Here is a 25,758-nt window from a genome sequence, read left to right as displayed (position 1 = left end):
ACCGCCCAATTACAACTGGGCGGTTAATTAATTGCTATTTAAATTCGAAATCATCTAAATAGAAGATTCCTGGATTCTGATGGCCTTCGCCACCCAACTGAACTACAATTTTATCATAAAGTACTTGTGAAGCATTTGGACTGAAATCGAATTCTAGCTCAATCCATTTGTTGTATTGTGCCGAGGTTATCGTTTTCACAACTTCTAATTGTGTTTGCCAAGCATTACCGCCAAGTAAAGAGTTTTGCAGTTTTACTGCTACAGTCGGTTTTACTTTTGTAAAATCATTTTCTCCTGGAAAATAAACTTTCAATTTGATTTTGTTTTTTGTTGATAAATCAAAACGGTAAGGCATGGTAACGTTCAGGTTTCCATACTGACCAGCTTCGCCAGATAATTTTTCGTAATAACCCACTTTAGCTGAGGTGTTAATAGGGAATTTTGAAGGATTATCGTAAGACCTAACGTATGTTACGTTTTCGCTAGTCCAAGTAAATGATGATGCATTTTGAAAATCATCTGTTAAGTTAGCAGCTTGGATAGGTTTTAATACTGGAGGAACTATTGGCCTTTCAAATCCTTTTCTAATTAGCTTTAAATACCAAGCATTTCCAGAATTTGCTTTATCTAAACATCTTAACCACATTTCATCAGCAGTAATTGAAAGAATTTGATATTGAGATACGCCAAGGTAATAAGCAATAAATCCGTTTCCGCCAATTGCGATAGTCTTTTTACTTCCGTCTACTATTATGTTCCAGCTCATGGTTGCTGGTGGTGTATAATTAACTGTCGGATCGCTTGAACCGGCTGGTCCACCGATTCCAGGAGCGTTTGACGCGTTTGCAAAGGTAGTTCCGTTGTTTACGTACTTGTAATTTAGTGCAGCTGCCGTCATGGTAAAGGTCATTTCATCATCGTAGAAACCATTTGTAGCTTTTTCGTTCGGTCCAGCTTGGTACCATTCTGGCGTTGTTCCGGTAATTGGTCCGACACCCAAATGACCCGGCTGTGTTTTATCGATAACCCAAGTTTTCCCTGCAGGATTGCTTAGTCCGCCCGAAAGCAAGGTGTATGCCTCATCGCTTAGCATAGAAGCATTTGTTGTAGCGATGGTTACCGTCTTTGTAGTTTTAACTGGATCGCTTCCGGCGGCGATTAAGGTTAATGTAACCGTATAAGTTCCGGCAAAAGGATAGGAGCCTTTAGCTTCTAAGCCTGTTGCTGTTGCGCCATTTCCGAAATCCCAATGTGCGGTTATGCCTTTATATTGAGACTTAAAATCTAGTATATTTGGATTTGCGCTTGTAGGTGTGGCGCTAAACTGTACGTCTGCAGCATTCGGCATAACTCCCAGTTCTCCAGTTGTTTCGTCTTTTTTACAAGAAGAAAATATTGATGTTACCAATACCAGCAAAATACCGATTGATACGCTAATGTTTTTATTTAAAATTTTCATTGCTTTAAAAATTAGTTATAACCAGGGTTTTGTTTAATAATTCCTTTGGTAACGTCTATTTCTGCTTGCGGAATAGGAAGGTATTCGCTTTTTCCAGCCTTATAGCCCAACGGACCCAAAACTGTAACTGCTCTACCTGTACGCACTAAATCGAAAAATCTATGGCCTTCGGTAGCAAGTTCCAATCTACGTTCGTTATAGATATTGTCTAAAGTAGCAGGGACTGCTGTTAAACCAACTCTTCCTCTAACGGCATCTAACAGTGCTTGCGCTCTTGTAGGATTTGAACCCGATTTAACTAAAGCTTCTGCCTGCATTAGGTAAGTGTCTGCTAATCTTATTTCTATCTCATTTATTTGCCAGTTAAGCTCTGCTGTTCCTACTGTAGAACGATAAGCCTTTAAAGGCGCATATTTTTTAATAAAATAATCGGTGTTTTGATAACGTTGGTTGTAAGTTGCGCCTGCTGTTTTAAGCGCAGCGCCGTCAATAATTGTTGCGCTAAAACGAGGATCTGTTTTTAACGCATTTACCAAATCTAAGGTTACCGGGCAAAATCCCCAGCCACTAGAATAGGTATCGCCAACATAACTGTCCATACCAATAAATTGCGGCGCAACATTACCTTCACCACCGTTAATCCATCCCCAATCTCCCCATGCAGCGTTGTTAGAGTGGGGAATTTCTAATATCGATTCTGTATTAAACTTATTAGCTGGGTTAAAAATATCAGCATAAACTGGCATTAATTTATAGCCATAAATGTTGCCGTCTTTGTTAATATCTTCGAATAAAGTTGCAGCTTCTGCAAGTTTTGCATTGTCGTTTTGATATAAAAGCACTTTACCCAATTGCGCTTTTGCTGCACCTGCAGATATTCTACCTTTTTCTGCAGACGAAATTGTTGCGGGCAAACCAGCAACCGCTTCACGAAGATCTTTCTCTATTTGCGCATAAACCAATGCAGGAGTAGATTGCGTTTGCTTATACAATTGATCTGTAGGCAATACATCTACAATTAGAGGCACGTTTCCAAACCATCTAACTAAATCGAAATAAAAGTAAGCTCTTAGAAACTTTACTTCTGCCACAATTCTGGTTTTAAAAGCCGGAGTTAATACGGTTGATTGATCGATTTTGCTTAAAATTAAGTTAGCACGATTGATTCCACTGTAATTTTTGCTCCATAATCCACCTTGTGGGCCAACAAACGAATTCATATTAAAATTATCATATGCAACCCAACTTGGCTGATCTGATGCATTACTTCCGCCTGCCCAGCAATCATCAGAAGCTGCGCTAAGCAACGGTTGTTTCATGGTGTATCCACCAGTATTGCCCCATTGCATTACATCATACACAGCAATTACGCCCTGCATAAATTCCTTTTCGTTTTTATAGAAATTGTCTTCCAAAGTTGTGCCTTTAGGCTGTAACTCCAGAAAATCTTTTTTACACGATACAAAAATCTGCATTATCACAACTATTGCGACAGTGCTTTTTATATATTTCATTTTCATCATTATATGTAATTAGAAACCAACATTTATACCAGCAAAATATGTTCTTGCTTGAGGATAAAACCCACGATCTATACCAATGCTTCCACCTCCAATTTCTGGATCGAAACCTGTGTATTTTGTTAGCGTTAATAAGTTGTTAGCCATTAAATAGAACCTAATTTTGCTAATTCCAGCTTTCTGGGTTAGCCTGTTTGGTAGGGTGTAGCCAACTTGCAAAGTCTTAATTCTGAAATAAGACCCATCTTCGATAAACAAACTCGAAACCCTGTTATAATTTTCGTTCGTATCTTCTAAAGTTAATCTCGGAATTCTGTTACTCGTTCCTTCGCCAGTCCACCTACCTAAAATTGAAGTTTGGTAATTTGCAGTACTCAAATCAAATCTTCTGGTGGCATTAAAAATCTGGTTTCCGGTAACACCTTGTCCTAAAACTACCATATCAAAACCTTTATAAGCGGCATTAAAAGTTAAACCATAGGTGAAGTCAGGAGTTGGATCGCCTATAATTTCTCTATCGTTAGGATCGATTAAACCATTGCCATTTAAATCTCTAAATCTAATATCACCTGGTTTAGCATTTGGCTGAATTGGAGTACCAGCTTCGTTAACATAGCCATTTATTTCTGATTGATTTTGGAATAAACCATCACTTCTGTAGCCATAAAAAGAGCCAATGGCATAACCAACTTTGGTACGGGTTACTTCTAATCCCGGAGGACCAACTCGCTGTCCGTCAAGAAATTCTTTGTCATCACCTAAATAAACAATTTTGTTCTTAACGAACGAACCGTTAGCAGCCACTTTAAAAGAAAACTCGCCAATTGTTTTTCCGTAACCAAGTTCTAATTCGAAACCAGAGTTTTCTAAATCTGCAATGTTCCCGATTGGACCATTATTACCTACGTAGCCTGGTACAGCAATTTGCAATAACATACCGCTGGTTTTTTTCTTGTACCAGTTAGCAGTTAAACTTAAATTTCCGAACAAAGTTGCGTCTAAACCAATATCTGTTGAAGATGTTTCTTCCCATCTTAAATCTGGATTAGATAAGGCGTCTGGACTTACACCAATATTTAAACCGGCAGCAGTTCCTAAGGTATAATTACGTCCACCACTTACAGTAGAGATATATCTAAAATCGCCAATATTATCGTTACCTGTAACGCCGTAAGAACCCCTAATTTTTAAGAAGGTTAAGTATTTGTTTTGTGGAAAGAAATCTTCTTTAGTAACTACCCAACCAGCAGAGGCAGATGGGAAGTAACCAAATTTATTGTTTGAACCGAAACGAGAAGAACCATCTCTACGAATAATACCTGTAAATAGATATTTCTCGTCGTAATCATACGTTAATCTTGCAAACGATGAATTTAATGTATTTAGATATTCGCCTCCGCCAAAATCACGATTTTCTTTAGGCACTGAAAACCTTAAAGATGCATCTCTTAGATTTTCTACAGGTATGCCCTGCAACTGGCCGTTCTGAGATTCTCCTTTGTTTTTTTGTGCAGAGTATCCTAATAAAGCGGTAAAATTATGGTTCGATATTGATTTGTTATAGCTAACCGTATTTTCTAACGACCAAAATAAACCTCTATTTGCATTTCTGTTATAAGAGTTTACCAGCGCATTAAATGTTGAGCTTAAATAATGTACCGGCGTAAAGCTTTCTCCACCCCAAAAAGCTAAATCTACACCGCCTTGCGATCTGAATTTTAAACCTTTAAGTATTTCTGCTTCAACATAAACGTTTCCGACAATTTTATCAGACCAACTTTTGCCTTGCGCAACGGCTAAAGCTGCAACAGGATTTAATATTTCTGATTGAGCGATTGTAGAAATACCATAAGGCAAACCTTGTGCATTTCTTACCACTGGCTGATTACTGTAAGGTGGCAAATTAAACTTAGCTGGATCGGTCTCAATAAGCGGTGTAATCGGATCCATATTAATTGCTCTACCAAGAGGCGAGCCATATTCTGTATTGGTACCAACACCTACAGAATTTGTTCTGGTATAACCGATGGTTTGACCGAATTTAATAGCTTTTGTAATTTTGTGTTCGGAGTTAAAACGAGCGGTAAACCTTTTGTACTTAGAGTTGCTTGTTGCCACGATACCATCTTGATCGAAATAGCCGAAAGAACTATAGTAAGTAGAAACTTCGTTGCCTCCAGCAATGCTCAGCTCATGATTTTGAATTTTAGCGCTGTTATTAAAAACAGTTGCTTGCCAATCTGTACCTTCGCCGTATTGAGAAGGGTTTGGAAAGCGTGGCGTAGTTAAGGTAGGTGTTTTCGCATACTCAGCCTCGTTATAAATAGTGGCAAATTGCGTTGCATTCAATAAATCGAGCTTTCTTGCAGGTTCTTGCGTACCTAAATAAGTGTTGTAGTTAACACTCATTTTACCAGTTCTAGTACCTTTTTTAGTAGTTACAATGATAACACCATTTGCTGCTCTTGCACCATAGATTGCTGCAGAAGCCGCATCCTTTAAAACCTCAATAGATTCGATGTCTGCTTGGTTTAGGTAATCTATACCGCCGCCAACTTGAACACCATCTACAATATATAAGGCTTCGCTGTTGTTAATTGAAGTTGTACCGCGAATACGCAAGGTAGCGCCATCTCCTGGCTGGCCAGAACTTGTAGTAATGGTTAAACCAGATGTTCTGCCTTGTAACGATTGCTCAATACGTGTAACAGGCATATTTTCTAAATCAGAAGCTTTAACCTGAGAAATTGCACCGGTAACAACGCTTTTCTTTTGTGTACCGTAACCCACAACAACAACTTGATCCAAATCGTTTTGCGAGTCTAATAATACCACAGTAATTGCTTGCCCGTTGTTAACGGTAATAGTTTGAGAAGACATACCAATTAAGGTGAAAACCAATTGCGTTCCGGGTTTTGGGATTTTAATCCGGAAGTTCCCGTTTTGGTCTGTGGCCGTGCCTTGTTTGGTGTCTTTAATTAATACGGATACACCAGGAATTGGCAAGCCGTCGTTAGAAGTTACTTTTCCTGTCGCCTCAATTTCCTGGGCGCTTACACGCAAAGAAAAAATAACGGAAAACAGCAAAAGAATGAACGTAAATCTTCCTTTCATAACAATTGTTTTAAGTTTATATATTGGTTAGTTATGTAAGCAGAAGTAGAGCTGATAAACAGCCGTAATTTCGGCGAACATGTTAAAACAAATATAATTAGCTATTTAACCTTTACCTAAAAACAACCTACTACAATACCCATACAAAGCACCCTTTTTTCTTTATAATTAACTTGTTTACGCAATGTTTGCATACAACATGCATAATTTTATTATCTTCATAATAGATTATTCTTGTAATCGAAAAACCAAATATTTACTGAGCTATACTGAACGATATGAAAGCTACAAATACGCTTTTTTTATGGGTGATATTTCCTTTATTTCTTTTTGCGCAAGACCCGATTGGTTTGCCACAAGTGAGTAGCTACACGAGTATCGATTACAAAGCAGGTACACAAAACTGGGGCATCGCACAAGATGCGAACGGCGTTCTATATTTCGCCAATAATGAAGGTATGCTAACCTTTAATGGTGCTTACTGGAAATTACATGTAACACCAAATAAAACCAATGTTAGGTCTGTTAATATCGAAAAATCGGGCAAAATCTACATCGGAGGACAAGATGAGATTGGTTTTTTTGCACCCAATAAAAATGGCGTTCTAGTCTACCATTCTCTTAAACATCTCGTTCCCGAAGGAGAAAGGCAATTTGCTGATATTTGGGATATTAAGATTAATAAAGACGAAGTGTTCTTTAGAACCGTTAATAAGATTTTCAGACTTAAAAACAATAAAATTGATGTTTTTGTAACAAGGGATGCTTGGGTTTTTCTCGGTTTGGTTAATAATCAAATACTGGCCCACGAAAATAAAGTTGGGCTGAAAATATTTAAAGACAATCAGTGGATTTCCATCTGCAATGATAAAAGAATACAAAATGCTACCATTACATCGGTTTTACCATACAGCCAAGACACATTATTAATTACAACATTAAAAAGCGGAGTATTTCTTTTAGCTGGAGAAAAGCTAATCGATAAAAAAACTGTTAACGATAAAATTTTTATAAACGACAGGATTAATGGGGCAATTCAAATAAACAAGGACCTTTATGCAATTGGTACAACATCCGCTGCGCTTTTAATTATAGATAAAAAGGGAAATATAAAAAGACAATTTTCATATACGGAGGGATTGAATAATGCAAATATTAGAAGTGTTTTGGTAGATCAACATCAGAACTTATGGGTAGCGTTGGATGATGGAATTGCATTTATTGCTTTTAATAGTGCAATAAAACATATCTATCCGGATAAGAACAAGCAAGTTTCCAGTTATGCCAGTAGAATATTTGACGATAAACTCTATATCGGAACTTCTAATGGACTTTTGGCCGCCGATATAAATGTTAATCAGGCAGATATCAGCAACTCGCAAGCAATATTCAAAGAGGTTTCGAATACCAAAGGACAAACCTGGGGATTGGCAGAAATAAACAAACAACTACTTTTAGCTACTGAGGACGGAGGTTCGCTGGTAAAGAGTTACAACGCGACACAACTTTACGATGGTTTAGGCACATGGCTTTACCAACCTCTGTCAGATAAAAGCATAGTCGCAGGCACATATACCGGTTTACAACTTATCGAAAATAATACAAACCAGTTTAAGGTAATGGGTACTTTATCTGCTCTAAACGAACCGTTAAGGTTTGTAGTAGTAGATGCAACACGCAACTGTGTTTGGGCATCGCATCCTTATCGTGGTATTTATAAGTTAGACTTAGATCAATCAAAACAACGAATTATAAAAACCACACTTTTAACTAAAGACGACGGTTTGCCACTGACTTTGTACAATTATGTTTTTAAAGTTAAAAACAAGGTGGTTGTGGCAACTTTCCACGGAATTTATGAGTACGACGATAAAAAGAAGAAATTTTTTCCTAGCTTGTTTTTTAGTACGATTTTTAAAAAGCTCTCTATACAATTACTAAAAGAAGATAACGATGGAAATATTTGGTTTGTAAACCAAAAGCGGGTAGGTGTTGTAGATTTTAGAAAAAAAAGTGGAGGCAAAAATTTTACAATCGTAGAAATGCCAGAACTAACCACAAAAATTGTAGCAGGGTTTGAAAATATATATCCGTACAACGAACGCAATATATTTATTGCTGCCAACAAAGGATTAATTCACATAGATTATAAAAAATATGCTGCTAACCTTTATAAGCCTAATGCTTTGCTTGGCGAAATTAGAGTGGGCGATAATACCGATAGTATTATATTCGGTGGATATTTTTCGAAGACGAACAATATCAAACAGAAATTAGATTTTCGCTACAACTCTTTGCATTTTGAGTATGCATCAACTTTGTTTGAACAGAAAGAAAATATAGAGTACAGCTACCAGCTAAAGGGATTTGATCAGCACTGGTCTGCATGGAGCAATAAAAGTGAAAAAGACTATACCAATTTGCCACATGGCGATTACACTTTTTTGGTTAAAACGCGTAATAATTTAGGAAATGAATCTGCTCCGGTAAAGTATGAATTTAAAATTTTGCCGGCGTGGTATAGGAGTACCTTAGCTTACGTTATTTATTTTATGCTATTTGGGGTAGCTTTTTATCAACTCATTAAATTTCAGGAAAGAGCGCATAAGAAGCAGCAAGAAAAGCTAAGGCAAAAACATCAGGATGAAATAGAAAGAAACGAACAGCAAATTACTAAACTTCAAAAAAAGCAGTTGGAGGCTGATGTTGAGTTTAAAAATAAAGAGCTTGCAACTGCAACTATGCACCTGGTACAAAGAGGTAAGTTACTTTCTAAAATAGGAGACGAGCTCTTGCCATTAGTACAACAAACTACTAGTGTAGATACTGCAAATGATTTAAAGAAAGTAATTAGGCTTTTAAACGATGCGAAGAAATTGGATAATGATTGGAATCAGTTTGCGATACATTTTGATCATGTACACGCTAACTTTCTAAAAAATTTAAAAGATAAATTTCCAAATCTTAGCCCGAGCGATTTAAAATTATGTGCTTATCTAAAATTGAATTTATCTTCGAAAGAAATGGCGCAATTGTTAAACATTACGCCTAGGGCGGTTGAAGTGAGTAGGTATCGTTTAAGGAAAAAACTGAACCTAAAACCTGAGGTAAATCTTTTTGATTTTTTATTAAATGGTGCTACTAAAAGTTAACAGCACTTGTAGTAAACCTTAACTTTTTGCTCGGTTATAGAATAGGCGATATACATCTTTGTATCTTTACCAAGCCTATATCCAAAACCATTTAACTGACTTTCTTTTAATTCGTTATAGAATGCTAAATCAGGATTGTTCTTACTGGGCTCCTCGGTTTCTGTAACTGCAGGTTCTAAGAATTGTTCATCGTCTAAAAAATATGAAACTTCATTGGTAAGAAATTTCATTTTCTCGCTTTCCTTCTTCAAATCTTCGCTAGCTAGGTAGCTTTTTAAAAGAACTTGGGTATTTATTTCTTCCTTATAAATTTCTTTACCGTTATGGCTTTTAATGGTAAATACGAATTTCATATCATCGCTACTTTCTCCTAATAAAGCAACTTTAAAGGTATCTAATGCGATCGAATCAGAAAAAGCAGACAATTTGGTTTTCTCCAATTTGTCTTTTGGAATTTTTTCGCTGTTACATGCTGTAAATATTATACTTACCAATAAAAATAGGGGTAGGATATACTTCATAAAAACGAGATATTATTCTTATATAAAATTGCTTGTATTCTTATCGCAAAGCGAAGAACAAACAAGTTGCTATCTAGAACAAACCGTTTATTTCCGCTTCAATAGATTGAATTACGGCTCCTAAATCTTCCGGGTTATTAGTAAAATCCAACTTGTCCTTATCTAAAATTAATAACTTTCCTAAATCGTAACCTTTAATCCAAGCTTCGTATTTTTCGTTTAACTTAGATAGATAATCTATTCTTATGCTTGCTTCGTACTCGCGACCTCTACGCTGTATATTATTAACCAATGTAGGTACAGATGCACGTAAATAGACCAATAAATCTGGTGGTTTTATAAAGGAAGTAATGTTTCCAAAAATAGCTCTATAATTATCATGGTCTCTAGTGGTCATTAAGCCCATGTCGTGAAGATTTTCAGCAAAAATGTAGGCATCTTCATAAATGGTTCTATCCTGAATTACGTTACGAGCGTTATTTTCAATTTCTGTTAACTGCTGAAAACGACTATTTAAAAAGTAAATTTGAAGATTAAAGCTCCAGCGTTTCATATCGCTATAAAAATCTTCTAAATATGGGTTATTATCTACAGCCTCATATAAAGCTTCCCAACCGTAATTTTTTGCTAATAAACTGGTTAGAGTAGTTTTACCAGCGCCTATATTTCCAACAATTGCTATGTGCATATTTTATGAGTTTTGCGTTTGGGCAAAGGGTTAAGCTGTATTATAACTACAGTTGCTAACCGTTAACGCAATATAAATTAAAAACTTTTAAAACCTATTAATTCCCTTACTTCTCTAATTGTTTTTTGCGCACTTTCTCTTGCTTTTAAAGCACCATGTTTTGCAACCTGACGTAGATAAGAAGTATCTGCAGCAATTTCGTTGATACGTTCGCGAACAGGAGCAGTAGTTAGAATCATATCTTCCGCTAATTGTTTTTTGAAATCTCCGTAACGAATAGCCATTTTATTGTATTGCTCGTCGAAATGTGTCAATGTATCTTCAGAAGAAACAATTTTCATTAAATCGAACAAATTTTGAATTGCCTCTGGTTTTTCTTGAAATTCTGCTGTAGGACCACTATCTGTAACTGCTCTGCTTACTTTTTTACGGATAATTTCTGGTGTATCTGATAAATAAACCGCATTTCCTTCGCCTTCTGATTTACCCATTTTGCCTTTCCCGTCTAAACCTGGCACTTTAACCAAGTTTTTACCATAACTAAATGCGTAAGGCTCAGGGAAATATTCGTTGTTGTACAAACGATTGAAGCGATTACCAAAAGTACGAGCCATTTCTAAATGTTGCTCTTGATCTTTACCAACTGGAACTTTCGTTGCCTTATGGATTAAAATATCAGCAGCCATTAAAACAGGATATGTTAGTAAACCAGCATTTACATTATCAGGATTACCTCTAACTTTATCTTTAAACGATGCGCTACGTTCTAACTCGCCCATGTAGGCGTTCATGTTTAAGTACAAATATAACTCCGCAATTTCCGGAACATCAGACTGTATATAAATGGTAGATTCTTCTGGATCGATACCACAAGCAAGATATTCGACCAAAACATGTTTTACATTGCCATGCAAATCTGCCGGTGTTGGATGAGTAGTTAACGAGTGTAAATCGGCAATAAAAAAGTAGCAATTATAATCGTGTTGCATTTGCACGAAGTTTTTTACTGCACCATAATAATTTCCTATATGTAATCTGCCAGTAGAACGGATACCACTAACAACTGTTTCTTTATTCATGGGTCGAAATTAGCAAAAAACCTACAAATGGAATTCAATTTTTTGTCTTTTTGTTCAGGTTAAATTTTGTAGCGACTTTGAATTATGCGAGCGTGAGGGATAGACGCGAAAATCCTTTTATTTTCTTTCTACTGTTGCTTGAATTTTTGGCTAACCCGAAAATAAAAGGTTGTAGCAAATAGCCCGACCCTTGGGGCACGCCCAAATTTTGATTATTTGAGAATTATTTTAGAACGTTGGCGGGGACGCCTACGAATGAGCCTTCCAGCGTTGGCGTCCTCGTCAATACTCCTTCGTTAATTAAGAATTATTTAGAACGTTGGCGGGGACGCCAACGAATGAACGTTCCAGCATCACTCCGGCGTTGGCGTCCTCGCCAACGATTAATCCAATCACAATATACACGCCCAAATTAGTTAGCATTTAATGTGAGATTTTTCAAACCCGAAAATCCTTATCTTCGCCGAATGTTAGAAATTGTTTACCGAGACGAACATTTGATTGCGATTAATAAACCACATGGTTTGTTGGTTCATAGATCTAAAATTGCAAATGATGCGAAAGAATTTGCGCTTCAGATGCTACGAGATCAGATTGAGCGACATGTTAGTCCGGTGCATAGGCTAGACCGTAAAACCGGCGGATTATTGCTTTTTGCATTTGAGAAAGAGATAGAGGTTGCTATGCACAAACAATTTCAGGAAGGTTTAGTTGATAAGAAATATCTGGCTGTTTTGCGAGGTTATGCGCCAGATGAGGGGGAAATTGATTATCCCTTAGCAAAAGAAAATGGCAATATGCAAGATGCTTTTACAGCTTTTAAAACCCTGCAACGTAGTGAAATTGATGTTGCCTTTGGTAAACATGAAACATCGAGATATTCATTGGTAGAAGCAACGCCTACAACTGGCCGTATGCATCAGTTACGCAGGCATTTCGCACATATTTTCTACCCAATTATTGGCGATAGAAAGCACGGTTGCAATAAGCAAAACAGGTTTTTTAAAGAAGAATTTGAAATGACAACGATGCTTTTACACGCTTCTGAGCTAGCATTTAGCCATCCAGTAACTGGCGAAAGGATTGTTTTTGAGGCAAGTGTGCAACCTGAGTTTAAGCATGCATTGGAACTTTTAAAGTTCAGTTAATTGTTTTGTTTTTTGGTTTGTTAGTTTTTGAACCAGAACACAATAATTGGCTTAAATATTGAGTTTAAAAATAAATATGAAAAAAAATCTGTCTGCGCTTTTGATGCTCTCTGTTTTCTTAGCAAGTTGTTCTTCTATTTACATGCCAAGCGTACCAAATACACCAATGTTAACTACGCAGGGCGAGGTTGCTGCAGGTGCACACATATCTTTAAAAGGAAATTTCAATTTCAATTCTGCCTATGCGGTAACTAATCACGTTGCTGTTTTAGCTAATGGAGCGTTTATGAATAACGAACGCGATAAAAAAGACATTAAACATAAAATGATTGAATTTGGCGGTGGCTACTTTAACACCTTTGGGCCAGACAACAACAGGATCTTGGAGGTTTATGCAGGTTTAGGTAGTGGTAAAAGCGAACGTGTGTTTAGAGATTTTGATAATGATGTACTGGTTAGTACTGAATTTCAGGAAGCTAACTACAGTAAAAAGTTTATTCAAGTTAATTATAGCTCTAAAAAGAAAAACAATTTAAGACTGTTTGGTGTAAATTTTGGCTTAAACTATGGTACAGCTTTGAGAATGAGCTTTGTTAAAACAAACGACTTTTATAAAAACAATATTTTACAACCCAACGAAGACAATATTTTTCTTGAACCTGTATTTTTTACCCGAATGATTTTAAGCGAACAAGTTCAGTTGCAATATACCAGTGGCAGTAACATTGGATTAAAAAGCAGAAAGTTTTTAAATGCAGGAAATTCTGTTTTTAGTGTTGGTGCCGTTGTAAATTTAGGTAGAGCTCCTAAAAGATAATGCTAAAATTTGTAGCTTTACGCAAGCACATTTTTAATGAGTACCGACAAAATTCAGCATCGTAAAATTATCCATATTGATATGGATGCATTTTATGCGTCGGTAGAGCAAAGAGATTTTCCTCAATATAGAGGTAAGCCGATTGTAGTTGGCGGTTCGCCCGAAGGCCGTGGAGGTGTAGTAGCAACAGCCAGTTACGAAGCCAGAAAATTCGGCATAAAATCTGCAATGCCCAGTAAAAAAGCGCAACAACTTTGTCCGTATGTAATTTTTGTAAGACCCAGATTTGATGCATACAAAGACGTTTCTAGAAAGATTAGAGAAATTTTTAGTCGTTACACCGATTTGATTGAACCACTTTCTTTAGACGAAGCTTTTTTAGATGTGAGCGATGACAAATTGGGCATCGGCTCTGCCATAACCATTGCCGAGCAAATTAAACAAGCAATTAAAGATGAGCTTAATCTAAGCGCATCGGCGGGGGTTTCTATTAATAAATTTACCGCTAAAATAGCATCAGACATGAACAAACCTGATGGATTGACTTTCATTGGTCCATCTAAACTTGAAAGATTTATGGAGAAGCTTGCCGTTGAAAAATTCTTTGGCGTGGGGAAGGTAACGGCCGAAAAAATGAAACGGCAAGGCTTGCATACAGGCAAGGATTTAAAACAGCTTAGCGAACAGAGGCTGATGCAACTTTTTGGAAAAAGCGGAAAATTCTTTTACAACATTGTTCGTGGAATTGACAACAGACCTGTACAGCCGCATCATGAAATAAAATCGATTAGTGCAGAAGATACTTTTTCTTACGATTTAGAAAGGGGCGAAGAACTTGACGACTGGCTGGAGCAAATTTCTAAAACTGCCTTTAGACGATTGCAAAATTATAAGGTTTTTGGTCGCACATTGACTTTAAAAATTAAGTTCGAAGACTTTAAACAGATTACCAGAAGCATATCTTTTGCTACGCCGATAATGGATATAGAACAAACGCTGTTGGTAAGCAAATCGCTTTTAGCAAATGCAGATTTAGGTGGTAAAAAAATACGTTTACTTGGCGTAGGATTCTCCAATTTCGGAGAGAACAGAATGCGAGATAAATTTGAAGGCTACCAGCATTCTTTGTTTCCGCAATTTGATAACAATTAATCTATTGTTAACATTATACAAACAATAAACTTTTATTTTTATTTAATAGATAGTATTAATTAAACCTGTAAAGAATGAAAGTGAATATAGTTGTAATAGCAATATTAATTGTAGCCATTTTAGCCTTTGTTTATTTTGTGATAAAGAGGAATAAAAAAGATCAGAAAGATTTGGAGCAAGAGTTAAATGAAAAAGAAACTAGTATTAATAAAAACGACGGCCCAAAAATTTAACTAATAAATGTGCTGCCAAAATTGTTTGTTTCGTTAAAATATTTTCTGAGCGTAAGTATGGAAAGTCTAATTTTTGTTTTAACGGTTCCTAACGGGATGTTAAGATATTCGGCAACTTCCATTTGCGTATAGCCTTCAAAATAAACCAAATCCAAGATGTTCTTCTGATCAGGTTTAAGGTGTTGCATTAATTGTCTAACTCCAATAGTCTCTGCATTAAATGAAACATTGTTTCTGCGATCTATTAAATCAACTTTTGTATCTCCCAAGTCATCAGTTTTACTAGAATTAACGTAATTTTTGCTTCTAACTTGATCTATTGCTGCATTTTTCGCCAAATTTGCCATCCAAGTAAATAATCTGCCTTTACTACTGTCGTATTGAGCAATCGACTTCCATATTTTAACAAATGTATCTTGTAAAACGTCTTCAGCAACCTCATCAAACTTTACAATTCTGCTAATTATGCCCATTAAAGAACCTGCATACATTTTATAAAGTTTATCAATTGCGACTTTGTCTCCTCTTTTTAATCCATCTACTAAAAAGTTTTCTGGCTGATAAACTAAAGTAGGACTTTCAGTTCTTTTTTTGTTTATAAGAAAGGGCAGCACGTATGCAATCATTACATTTTTATTATGTTAAATGTTCTAACATACAAATCGATGTATTGTTCGCGGTATTCTTATAAGCTATGCGATTTTAAAAAAACAGTTAGTATACTTGAAAATTTAGGCGATTTGATCATCCAAGGTTTCCAATAAAAAATCAATATCGAATGGCTTTGCTATAACCTCGTCGGCGCAAACTTCTTTTACTTTTTCTATTTTTGGGTGTGTAGATAACACAATAACTGGGATATGCGTTGTGCCTTCAGCAGCCTTAATTTTACGACAAAGCTCTGTTCCTTCTATAGTTGGCTGCACAATATCTAACAGAATTGCATCAGGTTCAAACTGTATAACCTGCTCAAAAATATTTTTTTCATTAGTGTAAAGCCTGTATTCGTAACCGGCTTGCTCTAGAACTATAGCAATTACATCAAGGATCTCCTTATTGTTCTCCACCACCAAAATTCTTTTCTTCATACCTTGTTAAAGATTTGCGTTATCTAGGTTATTTCAGTTTAAAAACCGATGGCTAAATGTAATTAAATGACTGCGTTTACAAAACAAAAATTAAATTTATTTTGGCAATTCCTCTACACGTATAAGGACAGGTGCAGATGACAAAGAATGGAGAAAAGCAATTACGGCATCTTTTTCGGCATTACTTAATCTAATGCCTCTCAAAAGCTTATCATTTTTTGGTAATAACGGATCATTCATTTGCGCTGGTTTAACTCGCTGATCTGGCATACCAATGTTGTACATGTTCATTACCCCGTCTATATCGGCAAATAAACCGTTGTGGAACCAAGGTGCCGTACGCATTACATTTCGTAAGCCTGGAGTTTTAAACTTACCAACGTCTTCTGGTTTTTTGGTAACATTATACAAGCCTAAATCTTCGTACTTACGACCATAATAGGTTAAACCATCATTATGAAAATCGTTATCGGTAAAGAATGGCCCATTATGGCAATTCATACAACGGGCTTTGGTTCTAAACAAATGTAAGCCCAAAACTTGCTGATCTGTTAGTGCTTGCTTGTTATTCGCCAAAAATCTATCGAAATCTGTGCGTCGGCTACTTAAACTACGCTGAAAGGTAGCTAAACTGGAAGCTATCCGTTCGTTGGTAATATCTGTTGTGCCGAATGCTGCTTTAAAAAAAGGTGCATATCCTTTAATTTTTCTTAGTTTTTTTGGTAACGATTTAACATCTTGATGCATTTCGTTATGTGCCTCGACCGGCATTGAAGCTTGTTCTTCTAAACTGTTTGCCCTGCCATCCCAAAATAGCTTTTTAAAAAACCAAACATTTTCTAAAGAAGGCGCATTGCGGATGTTATTTTGATGATCGTGACCGACAGAAACCTGGCGACCATCGGCCCAGTTCAAATCCGGAACATGACAACTAGAGCATGATATTTGGTTAGAGCCAGATAGGCGAGGGTCGAAGAACAAAACCTTGCCAAGTTCTACTAGCTTTTTAACAGAATCGTTTTTTAAGTTTAATGGAGACGGTAGTAATTGGCCCAATTCTTCAAACTTAACGCCAGCATCAATGGTTGGTTTTGGCCATTGAGAAGTTGGTTTAGAATATAGTTTGCGTAGCGAATCTACCGGAATATCATCGCCCACCAAAAAATCGGTAGTTCTAAAAGAGAGCGACAATAAAAATGCGAACGTTACCGCCAGCGCAAACAATACTTTCTTCATGGGCTAAAAATACAGATTTAAGCTGATATTATTAAAAAACCTATCTTTTCCTGGAACACTAGTTAATGTTCTGTTGATGTTCTGTAACTCGCCTCTACGCATATACGTACTTGTAATTTTAACGCCAGCATGTATTTGTGTAAACAACGGAATATTATAATTAGCTGATAGTGAACCACCGTATCTGGCAGCGGTATTATATGCATAATCATGATAAATTACGTCTTTTGTAAAACTACCCTCATTAAGTAATAATACATTAAATTGAGAATCCAGGTATTGTGTGTAAAATCCACTAATACCTATTCCTAAGTTATGTGAGTTCTTGTCTGTGTGATTTATACTATAACCTAAATTGTAGTTTAAACGATTAAATTGGATGTTATTACCAGCAATCCCATCTATCTTTTGCTCTTCATATTTACTTAAACTGCCTACAAAGTTATGAATGTATTGGTTTTGTTTAAGTGTGTAAATTGCCTTTGCGTTAATATTATTATTTTTAAAAAGATAGCTGTTTGCTAAATATTTAAGAACATAGTTGTCACCTGTATTTGTTTGGTAACCTAGTTCTACACTCACGCTATTTTTTCCTAGATTCTTTAACCAAAGTAATCTATATTGCTCGTTAACGATGTTAAAGTTTACGAAATGTTCAATCCCAACGCTAGTTCTATAATTATAGTCCTGTTTTTCTTTAATACTTTGGTAGCTCAAGTTGAAATTTCCAAAATTATCGTTATTATATGTCAAGTAGGCATCTATTCCGTTTCTAGTTGAATTGTTCTGGAAAGTTCTTCTAGTGTTAAAAATTTCTGGTTCTCCGTAACCGCTAATTAAATAGTTATTGAACTCAGGAATTAAGCTTCCTTGTGATAGGCTAGCATTTTTATACGCAACATTTACTTTTTCAAGTCCATATCCATATCTATAACCGGCCCCAATGCTTAACTGTTTAGTAAAATGGTATCCAATTGTTCCGATAAGATTAAGTTGGTAGTCACCGATATCGCCACGTGGATCATTTGTTGAGTAATGATTTCCAATTCTGTAATCAACACCTAGTCCAATTGGTAGATTATTATTAATGAAATTTCTGCTAGCTAGTGCTTTTAAATTATAAAGTGCACGTTGGTAACTAACGCTTTTTTGAGATCCGAAATAATAAGGATTTGCTATATTATTTCTTGTTTGATGGGCAAAAGATACGCTATCTTCTACAACTCTTTGATAAGAAAATTGCCCCCAAATACTTACAGACTGCAATTGAGAGATGCCTTCTGTACTAAAATTGGTAAAATTTAACTTCTTTGGCATTTGCGCAAGAGTTAAACCACCTTTTTCAAAACTGTACGTTGCCGTTAAATTATTGAACTTTGAAGGCATTAGCGATTTGATGTAAAAAGGACTTGTCTTTGCAAAATTGTAACCAGCATAACTTGCTGAGTCGGTTACAAAATTTAGATTTGTTGTGCCAACGTTCGTCGTATCAATTTTCTGTGCAAAAGCAACAGTAATTGTGTTAAAAATGATAAGTATATAGATATGGATTTGCTTCATTTTATTTTTGCGGAAATTTTTGCTGGCTATTATTTAAATCCTCTTGGAAGAGCTAACGGTAAAAAATCAAAATCTTCTGCCGAGTTATTGGTGTCTTTCAGGATTCTTCGTCCATCTACTGTACGTTCTGTTTTTCTAATCACCGACTGAGATGAATATGCGCCATTTGGCACGTAACAGTAAAGTGCATCTAAAGCTGGGCCTAGTTTTTTTGGCACTCTAGCGGCAGCGGTATTTTGCTGAGTTTCTACAGCATCTATAATAAAGCTGTTAGGTATTTGGTAAAACTTGTCTGCTGTAGAAGATGGCGCAGCTATGCTCGGATAGGCGTAGCGATTTAAGTCTTTTATATCTATGCTTCCTTTATTTTTAAAAATTACATAACCCATTCTACCCGGATTGTCTAATATTAAATCAGTTCCGCTGTAGGATAAAACTTCTACATTAGGCACGTTAGGATTATCAATATCAGATGCAAGGGGTCTTGGAAGAAAAGGAGCGTAGTATGCTTCAAAATCAGCACCGCTTAAATCAACAGTTATAGAAGGGTCTCTAGCTGTAATCGTTTTTCCATCACTACCAACAAATGGCGCCTTATGATTAATTGCGGTTTGTGCCAAAACAATACTTTCGCCAGGTTTTACTGGGTATTGTTTACCTGTACCCGGTATCATTAGCAATGCTCTAGTGTAAATGTAATCGTTATTTGCATCTATATTCGCTGGCATTCCTTGAGATTTGCTCCAATCAAATTGGCTATTAGGTAGCCTATGCATATTAATGGCGGTAAAGTTTTGTATACCAATAGCTTCACCAATATAAAGACTGTCTGCATATAATACCGAATCGCTATTATTGTAAATTTCTATAAACTGATCTCGGAAACTAGACCCAGTTGTTGTATTTGAGCCCGCGTAATAAATCTGTTTAATTACCCATGGTCCAGTAACGCCTGAGATTAATTTTAAACTAATACTTTGCCTGTCTTCAATCGTTATCGTTTTTGCCTTTTCGGATGCGTTAAAGATAACTTCCTTATCAACAGTTTCTCCGGTTAAAGTGGTATATGTCGTGGCAGGTATTTTTATGGATGCCGAGATATCGTATTCACCTGGCGAAATGGAATCTAGCGCCAATACTCCATCAGCATTCGTGTAGTATTTTTGCTCTATGTTAGTTTTAATGTTTTTAAACTTTATTTCTATTTGCGCTTTAGGTAAAACTTTTCCTAATTCGTCAGACGAATAGGAGGTAGAAACCTGAAATCTGACTGGATGAATTCCAGTAGTATCTTCTTGGTATTTTTTGCACGCGTTAAAAACAATTGCAATTGAGATTATAACTATTGACGCAATTCTTGTAATTTTCATATGCTAAAGTTTTATAGATAGTTCTGCTCCGAAAGTGGGGGCGTTGTTTGGAAACTTATAGGTGTTAGCGGTAGTTAAATAATATGGCTGATAATTAAATACATTGTATACGTTAAAAGCGAATTTGAATCTTTTCTTTATCTCTTTTGCTATACTGAAATGGTAGTTTGAGATAATTTTTGGTAAATCATTTTCTTTCTGCTCTTCAGGCGTTATATACAAATGTCCATAAGAAGGATTACTCTGATCAAAATTTGTTATTGGAACATATTGATTAATTCTATCATAATAACCAAGTGGGATTCTAGAGCTTGCTGTATTAATTGTTTTGTTAAGGATATCAAACTCTGCAACAAATTGTACTACCAAGCTTAATTTTGGTATGTGGGTACTGCTAGTAATTCTACCGTTACTAAAATAAGCCTTTGTATTAGTCGGTTCGTAGACGCCAATAAACGCATAGTTAGGGTCAGTTGGAATTGTATTTGGAACTTTGCTGCTAAAACTATTCGATGTAGAACCATAGGATGTTCTAAATAAACCGCCACTTAGGTTAAAAGAGGTTTTAATCTCTTTGATTTCAGGTGTGTTTAAGATAACTTCGAACCCTTGATTATCGGAAGATAAATCGTTTTTAAACGTAAAGTAGTTCATAGCATAAGGTCTTAGACCTGTTTGTGTTACGGTTGGTTTTGCACCTGCATTTTGGGTGGCAGTATACATCGGCAACTCAATAGTCTGAAAATTTTGCACTGTTGAAATTCCATTTCTAGACTTTTTATTAAACGCCGCCACAGATAGATTAAATTTATCAAGCTTTATTTGTGCCGATAGTTCTATACTCTCACTTTTAGACGGTTTCAATCCGTCACTTGTAGGCTCATATCGTTCTACATAAACTAAATAAGTACTCTCATTAACTTTACCATTATAAGAATTTAGCAGTGGGATTTCGTAAAAAGTTGGTCCAGGATACCGCTGAGCTAAACCTGGCGATTTGAATGAAAGCCCATAAGCAACACCTAATCTAACGTGTTTGTTAAGTTCGTAATTAATATTTGTTCTCGGCGAAAGGGACGCGTAGCCATTCTGAATATCGGTTCTTACACCGGCTCTCACATTTAACGGTTTACCTAATAAATTAGCTGTGAATTGATCTTCTAAATAGAAGCCAACATCTTTCTGAGCTATTGCTAATCTAAAATCATAGAATCTTTCAGAGCTAGTTGCTCCTATAGAAGTGGTGGCAACTCTTGGGCCACTTCGTGGCTGATTTGGGTCTATTGTCTGCCCTAGTCCATTATTTGCGCTATAACTAAAGCTTGTACCAAATGATAGGTTATGAGCAAGATCTCCAGTTCTAAATCCACCAGTAAAATCTAAGTTTGCACCGGCATTTATTGGCTTACCATCAATTAAAGATTGAGCTGTGTAAACGCCAGTGTCGTAAGTCCCTTCATGTATACCTGTCGTGGTTGCCGTTGTGTATAAAATGTAAGGTTGGTTAACAAGTTCTTCTTTATAACTAACCTGATGCCCTGTTGAATATCTCAAGCTTAAACCTACGTTTTTCAAAAATCCTGTTTCAAAACGATAATTGCTTCTGTTTGCCATACTAAAACTCCAGCTATCAAACCTCGTTTTAGTACTTTTTTCGTCGTCTGGATCAAATCTAATCCCATCTAAATTTCTTCCGTAATCTATACTAAAAGTGTTTTTTAACTGATTTTTGTTGCCAAATGAGTTAGTCCACATGGCATTGGTATTTACTCTCCGATAAGCCTTTAATTTATCGCGATTATCTTCGTAAGAGTTAACATAATTTACGCCAACGTTTATAGCCCCATATTTCGGATTAAGTTCAAAACCTTTCGAAAAGCCGTATGAGGTAGCGTTGTCTCTTAGCTGCATTCGAACATAAGTAGGCGACTTACCAGCTTGCCTTTCAATAATTACTGCACCGTCTGTTAAATCGCCATATTTTGCTGGTGCAATACCTGCAATTACCTCTATGCTCTCGATATTATCTGCGGGTATTTGCCTTAAATCTGTACCTCCGAAGGTGTAATCGCCAGAATAAGAAGTAGAAGGAATACCATTTACCACCGGTGATGGTGCACCATTTAACCCATAATTGCCACTACTTACAAAAGATTGTCCTTGTCCAGCTCTACCTACATTAAAGCTTTGCATATTCGCGTTATTACTAATCACATTTCCATCCATAATTATAGCAATACCAAAAGCATTATTTAATTCAAAATCGCCCCGTCCGGTGCTTGTTGGTACATAAGCGGATCTTAAATTTAAATTCTGTACTCGTTGTAGAGAAGGTGGTTGTATTTTTCTGTTCGGTATCTGGTTTAATAAATCATTAACACTTAATGCTGGAGTTTGCTCAATCAAATCCCTGCTGATTATTAACGAAGAATTTGTGCTTCCAGAGTAGTTTCGTTTGGCATTGATTTCAATGCTTTCTAAACTTAAATCGAGCGTTTTTAATGCAATGTTGCCCATGTTATTCTCTCCTGATTTAATAATCAAAGGCATTTTAAGTGTTTGATAACCGATAATCGAGAACTGAATATTAACACTGGAGTTCGTTAGAATGCCAGTTATCTTAAAGACACCATTTTTATCGGTAACAGCGTATTGGTTTGTTTCAGTTACCTTAACGTTAACAAGTTCAATTGGCAAACCTTTCGCATCAACAACCCTAGCGGTAAGAAGATTAGCATTTTGCGCACTTCCCCTGTGCGCAAATAATAAGACGATGAGTAAAAAATATAACTGTTTCAATTTAGACTGATTCTAATTTGGCGCAAAGGTGTAAATTTTACACCAACTACGCAAGTTATTTAGAATAATTCTAAGTAGTGTTTAGAGTTAAGTGGTTTAACTAACTTTATATTAAATAATTACAGTGCATTATTGCTGGCGGAAATTAAAATGAGATGAGAATATTAAATCCCCTTAATCGCATTTTCCTCGATGAGCATTTTGGTTTTTTGCTGAAATCTATAGAAAAGTAGGATAGAAGCCGTAAGCAAACCAAAAGTTAAACCGTACCAGATACCTTTAACACCTACACCCAAATATATCCCTAAGAAATATCCTAGTGGGATACCAATAATCCAATAAGAAATAAAGGTGATAAACGTTGGAATATTAACATCGCCAACACCACGTAAAACGCCTAAACCTACTACTTGTGTTCCGTCAAAAAGTTGAAAAAAGCCAGCAATGATTAGAAGTTGGGCAGCTATATTAATCACTACTACATCATTAGTAAAAATATAAGGCAGTAAATTATTTGCCAGTATAAACAAAATCGCAGTTGCCGACATAAAGACCAGCACTACATGGTAACTCGCAATGGCCGATCTGCGTAAATCTGTAAAAGATTTTTTGCCCAGATTATTACCAGTTTTTATCGTTGCAGCCGAGGCTATTCCACTGGCTAACATATAAGTAAATGCTGCTAAAGACAACGCTGTAAAATGGGCCGCCTGCTCAATTTTTCCTATAGTACCAATTATAATTCCTGCTCCACTAAATGCGCTAATCTCGAAAGAGTATTGCATTGCAACTGGCGCACCTAATTTTATAATTTTATTGATTCGGAATTTCTCTATAAAAGCAAACTTGAATTCGGTAAGGTAAATTTTAAAATTCTTTGATCTAAAAACATATATGCCCATAACTAACGCCATTAAAACCCTATCAATAAGCGTGCTTAAGCCAACACCTTTAACACCCATCGGTGCTATACCAAACATTCCTTTTACAAAAATAATCCCAAAAATAACGTTGATAACGTTACCCCAAATAGAAATCATCATCGCTTGTTTAGTAAAACCTAAACCTTCGGTAAATTGCTTAAAGGCTTGGAAAATCATTAAAGGTATTATTGAGAAACCAAGAAAATTTAAGTAAGGTTTTGCATAAGCAACTACATCTGGAGATTGACCTAGATGGTCTATAACGCTAATTGAAACGCCGTAAACCAACGCATATAGTATGATGCTAAAACCAAAGTTAATAACCAAGCTATTGGCTAGCAGTTTGCCACATTCTTGGTAATTCTTACTTCCGTTAGCTTGTGCAATTAATGGTGTTAAACCATAAGAAATACCTAAGCCTAATACCAATATTAGCATAAACAAACTGTTTACTAAAGAAACTGCCGCAAGCTGTACTGTACCAGCAAAGTGCCCAACTATAATTCCATCTGCCAAGTGCACTAGTGTATGGCCTAATTGCGAAACCACAATGGGTAGGGCTAATGTTAAGTTTTCTTTGTAGTACGGTTTGTATTTGGTGTATAAGCTTTGTAACATAAGGCTACAAAAGTGATGTTTTTATTTCTAATTTATTATCATCAATTTGTCGAAGAGCAACAAATATTTAGGTAGATGTAGACCAGCCGATAAAATAAGAGTATTTATCCCGTTACGATACAGCCAACAGACTTTATTATTTTAACTGATTTGCTGTAAAATACTCTTCCTTTTCTGAAGTGTTAGGCGTTAAAATGCCTGCTAAAATAAAGCTGACAATTATTTTTTGCGCCTTTTTATAAGAACTCCGCGTTAGTTTGCTAAAGTCTTTCAGGGTAATTCTGCCATGTTCTGCCAAATAAGATAGTAATTTTTTCTCTTGATCAGAATAAAAAATAAGTTGACCAGATTCGTTGTTGTGCTCTTTTAAAACGTCTACAATAATTTTGCTGGCAAGAATACTTTTATCGTTAACTCTAAAGTAAACCCACCATTTTTTTTGTTCATCCAAAGCGTAGTGTGGTTTTATTTCACTTTGTGGTATATCTACAACCAACACAAGTTTATCATCTACATAAATTTCTTCGAATTTAGGTTCTATAGCTGGTTTGCAACAGGTATGCGCCGCTTTAGTAATCATATATCTTTCTTCATCTTCAGATTTCACCCCTTTTATGGTTCCATCATCGGCTACGCCAATTAAAAGTTTACCACCCTTATTGTTAGCAAATGCAACCAATGTTTTGGCAATTTTTTCTGCATTGCTGATGGTTTTCTTAAAATCTAGGCATACGTTTTCGCCTTCTAAAATTAATCTCTTAATATTCATTTACAAAGGCAATTAAATAGCTACACGTTGTTTTTCGCCAGGATATTTAGTACGCAAATAAACCTCGTTCATTACAGTAGCACATAAATCTCCATTTTTGTTAAAAAGCTCCATCGGAAAAGATTTCACAAATTTTCCAGTCTCGTTTAAAGCATGCTCCGCCTCCTCAATCATTTCATCCGTTATGCGTAAAGTAAAATATAAACTTGTTAAGCCAGGTTTTAGATATTGTATAGATGCACTTTTTAGCCAGACTCTAACTTTAAATCCTCTGCGTTGCATCAACTGATCGAACAAAATAGCATAAAATGGATCGGTGGCAGCATAAATTGTACCGCCAAAAATAGATCCATTATAGTTTCTATTTAAAAAGCTATTGCTAATTTTCACATCGACACCTCTAAAACCCGGATAAAATTTCTTAACCCAAATACGCTGAAAAAGTAAAGGTGGGTATAAACACATGGCCCATTTAAGGGTTCGTTCTGAAACTATCATTACCGTTAAATATC

The 25,758-nt window shown here is 36.0% G+C and carries 20 protein-coding genes; 5 read left to right on the top strand and 15 right to left on the bottom strand.

The genetic code is table 11. The features are described from left to right. Positions 1-34: 34 nt before the first annotated feature. Genes DUT69_RS08835 through DUT69_RS08825 form a run of 3 tightly spaced genes read right to left on the bottom strand, consistent with a single transcriptional unit; the run spans position 35 to position 6,093 of the window. The gene (locus DUT69_RS08835; RefSeq protein ID WP_113652869.1) at positions 35-1,459 is read right to left on the bottom strand and encodes a PKD domain-containing protein; all 1,425 of its coding nucleotides are present in this window, start codon (positions 1,457-1,459) and stop codon (positions 35-37) included. An 11-nt stretch (positions 1,460-1,470) separates the two neighbouring features. Then, positions 1,471-2,973 carry a RagB/SusD family nutrient uptake outer membrane protein gene (locus tag DUT69_RS08830; protein WP_162796227.1) on the bottom strand — a complete coding sequence of 501 codons (1,503 nt, stop codon included), beginning with the start codon at positions 2,971-2,973 and terminating at the stop codon, positions 1,471-1,473. Positions 2,974-2,991: 18 nt separating this feature from the next. Next, on the bottom strand, positions 2,992-6,093 hold the full coding sequence (locus tag DUT69_RS08825; RefSeq protein WP_113652867.1) for a SusC/RagA family TonB-linked outer membrane protein: 3,102 nt from the start codon (positions 6,091-6,093) through the stop codon (positions 2,992-2,994). Positions 6,094-6,371: 278 nt separating this feature from the next. Here DUT69_RS08825 and DUT69_RS08820 point away from each other — a divergent pair, with 278 nt between their 5' ends. Next, positions 6,372-9,245, top strand: a complete 2,874-nt coding sequence (locus DUT69_RS08820) for a triple tyrosine motif-containing protein (RefSeq protein WP_113652866.1) — start codon at positions 6,372-6,374, stop codon at positions 9,243-9,245. Here DUT69_RS08820 and DUT69_RS08815 read toward each other — a convergent pair. From DUT69_RS08815 to trpS, 3 genes are all read right to left on the bottom strand, one after another. Continuing rightward, on the bottom strand, positions 9,242-9,766 hold the full coding sequence (locus DUT69_RS08815) for a hypothetical protein (protein ID WP_113652865.1): 525 nt from the start codon (positions 9,764-9,766) through the stop codon (positions 9,242-9,244). The two genes, DUT69_RS08820 and DUT69_RS08815, sit on opposite strands and share 4 nt — an antisense overlap. A 73-nt stretch (positions 9,767-9,839) precedes the next feature. Then, the gene (locus DUT69_RS08810; RefSeq protein WP_113652864.1) at positions 9,840-10,454 is read right to left on the bottom strand and encodes a deoxynucleoside kinase; all 615 of its coding nucleotides are present in this window, start codon (positions 10,452-10,454) and stop codon (positions 9,840-9,842) included. Positions 10,455-10,531: 77 nt separating this feature from the next. Continuing rightward, the gene (trpS, locus tag DUT69_RS08805) at positions 10,532-11,533 is read right to left on the bottom strand and encodes a tryptophan--tRNA ligase (protein ID WP_113652863.1); all 1,002 of its coding nucleotides are present in this window, start codon (positions 11,531-11,533) and stop codon (positions 10,532-10,534) included. 467 nt (positions 11,534-12,000) lie between these two features. On the opposite strand from trpS, the gene DUT69_RS08800 reads away from it, so the two are divergent. The 4 genes from DUT69_RS08800 to DUT69_RS19195 all read left to right on the top strand — a co-directional run bounded on the left by DUT69_RS08800 (position 12,001) and on the right by DUT69_RS19195 (position 14,883). After that, positions 12,001-12,681 carry a pseudouridine synthase gene (locus DUT69_RS08800; RefSeq protein ID WP_113652862.1) on the top strand — a complete coding sequence of 227 codons (681 nt, stop codon included), beginning with the start codon at positions 12,001-12,003 and terminating at the stop codon, positions 12,679-12,681. A 76-nt stretch (positions 12,682-12,757) separates the two neighbouring features. Next, positions 12,758-13,498 (top strand): hypothetical protein, encoded by a 741-nt coding sequence (locus DUT69_RS08795; protein WP_113652861.1) that lies wholly within the window; start codon positions 12,758-12,760, stop codon positions 13,496-13,498. Positions 13,499-13,534: 36 nt separating this feature from the next. Then, a complete protein-coding gene (gene dinB, locus DUT69_RS08790) occupies positions 13,535-14,650 on the top strand; it encodes a DNA polymerase IV (RefSeq protein WP_113652860.1) in 1,116 nt (371 codons plus the stop codon). Positions 14,651-14,724: 74 nt separating this feature from the next. Further along, the gene (locus DUT69_RS19195; RefSeq protein ID WP_162796226.1) at positions 14,725-14,883 is read left to right on the top strand and encodes a hypothetical protein; all 159 of its coding nucleotides are present in this window, start codon (positions 14,725-14,727) and stop codon (positions 14,881-14,883) included. On the opposite strand, the gene DUT69_RS08785 is transcribed toward DUT69_RS19195, so the two are convergent. From DUT69_RS08785 to DUT69_RS08745, 9 genes are all read right to left on the bottom strand, one after another. Continuing rightward, entirely contained in the window at positions 14,880-15,509 is a 630-nt protein-coding gene (locus DUT69_RS08785) for an RNA polymerase sigma factor (RefSeq protein WP_113652859.1), read from the bottom strand. The genes DUT69_RS19195 and DUT69_RS08785 overlap by 4 nt on opposite strands. 105 nt (positions 15,510-15,614) lie before the next feature. Beyond that, positions 15,615-15,971 carry a response regulator gene (locus DUT69_RS08780; protein ID WP_113652858.1) on the bottom strand — a complete coding sequence of 119 codons (357 nt, stop codon included), beginning with the start codon at positions 15,969-15,971 and terminating at the stop codon, positions 15,615-15,617. Between the two features lie 96 nt (positions 15,972-16,067). Then, entirely contained in the window at positions 16,068-17,207 is a 1,140-nt protein-coding gene (locus DUT69_RS08775; RefSeq protein ID WP_113652857.1) for a cytochrome-c peroxidase, read from the bottom strand. A 3-nt stretch (positions 17,208-17,210) separates the two neighbouring features. Beyond that, complete coding sequence (locus tag DUT69_RS08770; protein WP_113652856.1) at positions 17,211-18,767, bottom strand: DUF6850 family outer membrane beta-barrel protein; 1,557 nt, start codon at positions 18,765-18,767, stop codon at positions 17,211-17,213. 29 nt (positions 18,768-18,796) lie between these two features. Beyond that, positions 18,797-20,137: a DUF4876 domain-containing protein gene (locus tag DUT69_RS08765; RefSeq protein WP_113652855.1), complete on the bottom strand. Its 1,341-nt coding sequence runs from the start codon at positions 20,135-20,137 to the stop codon at positions 18,797-18,799. 3 nt (positions 20,138-20,140) lie between these two features. Then, entirely contained in the window at positions 20,141-22,936 is a 2,796-nt protein-coding gene (locus tag DUT69_RS08760) for a TonB-dependent receptor domain-containing protein (RefSeq protein ID WP_113652854.1), read from the bottom strand. A 164-nt stretch (positions 22,937-23,100) separates the two neighbouring features. Beyond that, the gene (locus tag DUT69_RS08755) at positions 23,101-24,477 is read right to left on the bottom strand and encodes an MATE family efflux transporter (protein WP_113652853.1); all 1,377 of its coding nucleotides are present in this window, start codon (positions 24,475-24,477) and stop codon (positions 23,101-23,103) included. Positions 24,478-24,613: 136 nt separating this feature from the next. After that, positions 24,614-25,246, bottom strand: coding sequence for an AlbA family DNA-binding domain-containing protein (locus DUT69_RS08750; RefSeq protein ID WP_113652852.1), 633 nt, complete (start codon positions 25,244-25,246; stop codon positions 24,614-24,616). Positions 25,247-25,258: 12 nt separating this feature from the next. Beyond that, positions 25,259-25,744 (bottom strand): DUF4442 domain-containing protein, encoded by a 486-nt coding sequence (locus tag DUT69_RS08745; protein WP_113652851.1) that lies wholly within the window; start codon positions 25,742-25,744, stop codon positions 25,259-25,261. Positions 25,745-25,758 lie beyond the last annotated feature (14 nt).

The organism is Pedobacter namyangjuensis (assembly GCF_003313325.1).
Lineage (GTDB): Bacteria > Bacteroidota > Bacteroidia > Sphingobacteriales > Sphingobacteriaceae > Pedobacter > Pedobacter namyangjuensis.
This window is presented reverse-complemented; position numbering and strand designations above follow the sequence as displayed.

Excerpts from the sequence above, each read along its gene's own strand:
- DUT69_RS08780 (WP_113652858.1), bottom strand. The coding sequence starts at position 15,971 with ATGAAGAAAAGAATTTTGGTGGTGGAGAACAATAAGGAGATCCTTGAT.
- DUT69_RS08810 (WP_113652864.1), bottom strand. The coding sequence starts at position 10,454 with ATGCACATAGCAATTGTTGGAAATATAGGCGCTGGTAAAACTACTCTA.
- dinB (WP_113652860.1), top strand. The coding sequence starts at position 13,535 with ATGAGTACCGACAAAATTCAGCATCGTAAAATTATCCATATTGATATG.
- DUT69_RS08830 (WP_162796227.1), bottom strand. The coding sequence starts at position 2,973 with ATGAAATATATAAAAAGCACTGTCGCAATAGTTGTGATAATGCAGATT.
- DUT69_RS08820 (WP_113652866.1), top strand. The coding sequence starts at position 6,372 with ATGAAAGCTACAAATACGCTTTTTTTATGGGTGATATTTCCTTTATTT.
- DUT69_RS08750 (WP_113652852.1), bottom strand. The coding sequence starts at position 25,246 with ATGAATATTAAGAGATTAATTTTAGAAGGCGAAAACGTATGCCTAGAT.
- DUT69_RS08765 (WP_113652855.1), bottom strand. The coding sequence starts at position 20,137 with ATGAAAATTACAAGAATTGCGTCAATAGTTATAATCTCAATTGCAATT.
- DUT69_RS08745 (WP_113652851.1), bottom strand. The coding sequence starts at position 25,744 with ATGATAGTTTCAGAACGAACCCTTAAATGGGCCATGTGTTTATACCCA.
- DUT69_RS08770 (WP_113652856.1), bottom strand. The coding sequence starts at position 18,767 with ATGAAGCAAATCCATATCTATATACTTATCATTTTTAACACAATTACT.
- trpS (WP_113652863.1), bottom strand. The coding sequence starts at position 11,533 with ATGAATAAAGAAACAGTTGTTAGTGGTATCCGTTCTACTGGCAGATTA.
- DUT69_RS08775 (WP_113652857.1), bottom strand. The coding sequence starts at position 17,207 with ATGAAGAAAGTATTGTTTGCGCTGGCGGTAACGTTCGCATTTTTATTG.
- DUT69_RS08755 (WP_113652853.1), bottom strand. The coding sequence starts at position 24,477 with ATGTTACAAAGCTTATACACCAAATACAAACCGTACTACAAAGAAAAC.
- DUT69_RS19195 (WP_162796226.1), top strand. The coding sequence starts at position 14,725 with ATGAAAGTGAATATAGTTGTAATAGCAATATTAATTGTAGCCATTTTA.
- DUT69_RS08835 (WP_113652869.1), bottom strand. The coding sequence starts at position 1,459 with ATGAAAATTTTAAATAAAAACATTAGCGTATCAATCGGTATTTTGCTG.
- DUT69_RS08795 (WP_113652861.1), top strand. The coding sequence starts at position 12,758 with ATGAAAAAAAATCTGTCTGCGCTTTTGATGCTCTCTGTTTTCTTAGCA.
- DUT69_RS08800 (WP_113652862.1), top strand. The coding sequence starts at position 12,001 with ATGTTAGAAATTGTTTACCGAGACGAACATTTGATTGCGATTAATAAA.
- DUT69_RS08785 (WP_113652859.1), bottom strand. The coding sequence starts at position 15,509 with ATGATTGCATACGTGCTGCCCTTTCTTATAAACAAAAAAAGAACTGAA.
- DUT69_RS08815 (WP_113652865.1), bottom strand. The coding sequence starts at position 9,766 with ATGAAGTATATCCTACCCCTATTTTTATTGGTAAGTATAATATTTACA.
- DUT69_RS08825 (WP_113652867.1), bottom strand. The coding sequence starts at position 6,093 with ATGAAAGGAAGATTTACGTTCATTCTTTTGCTGTTTTCCGTTATTTTT.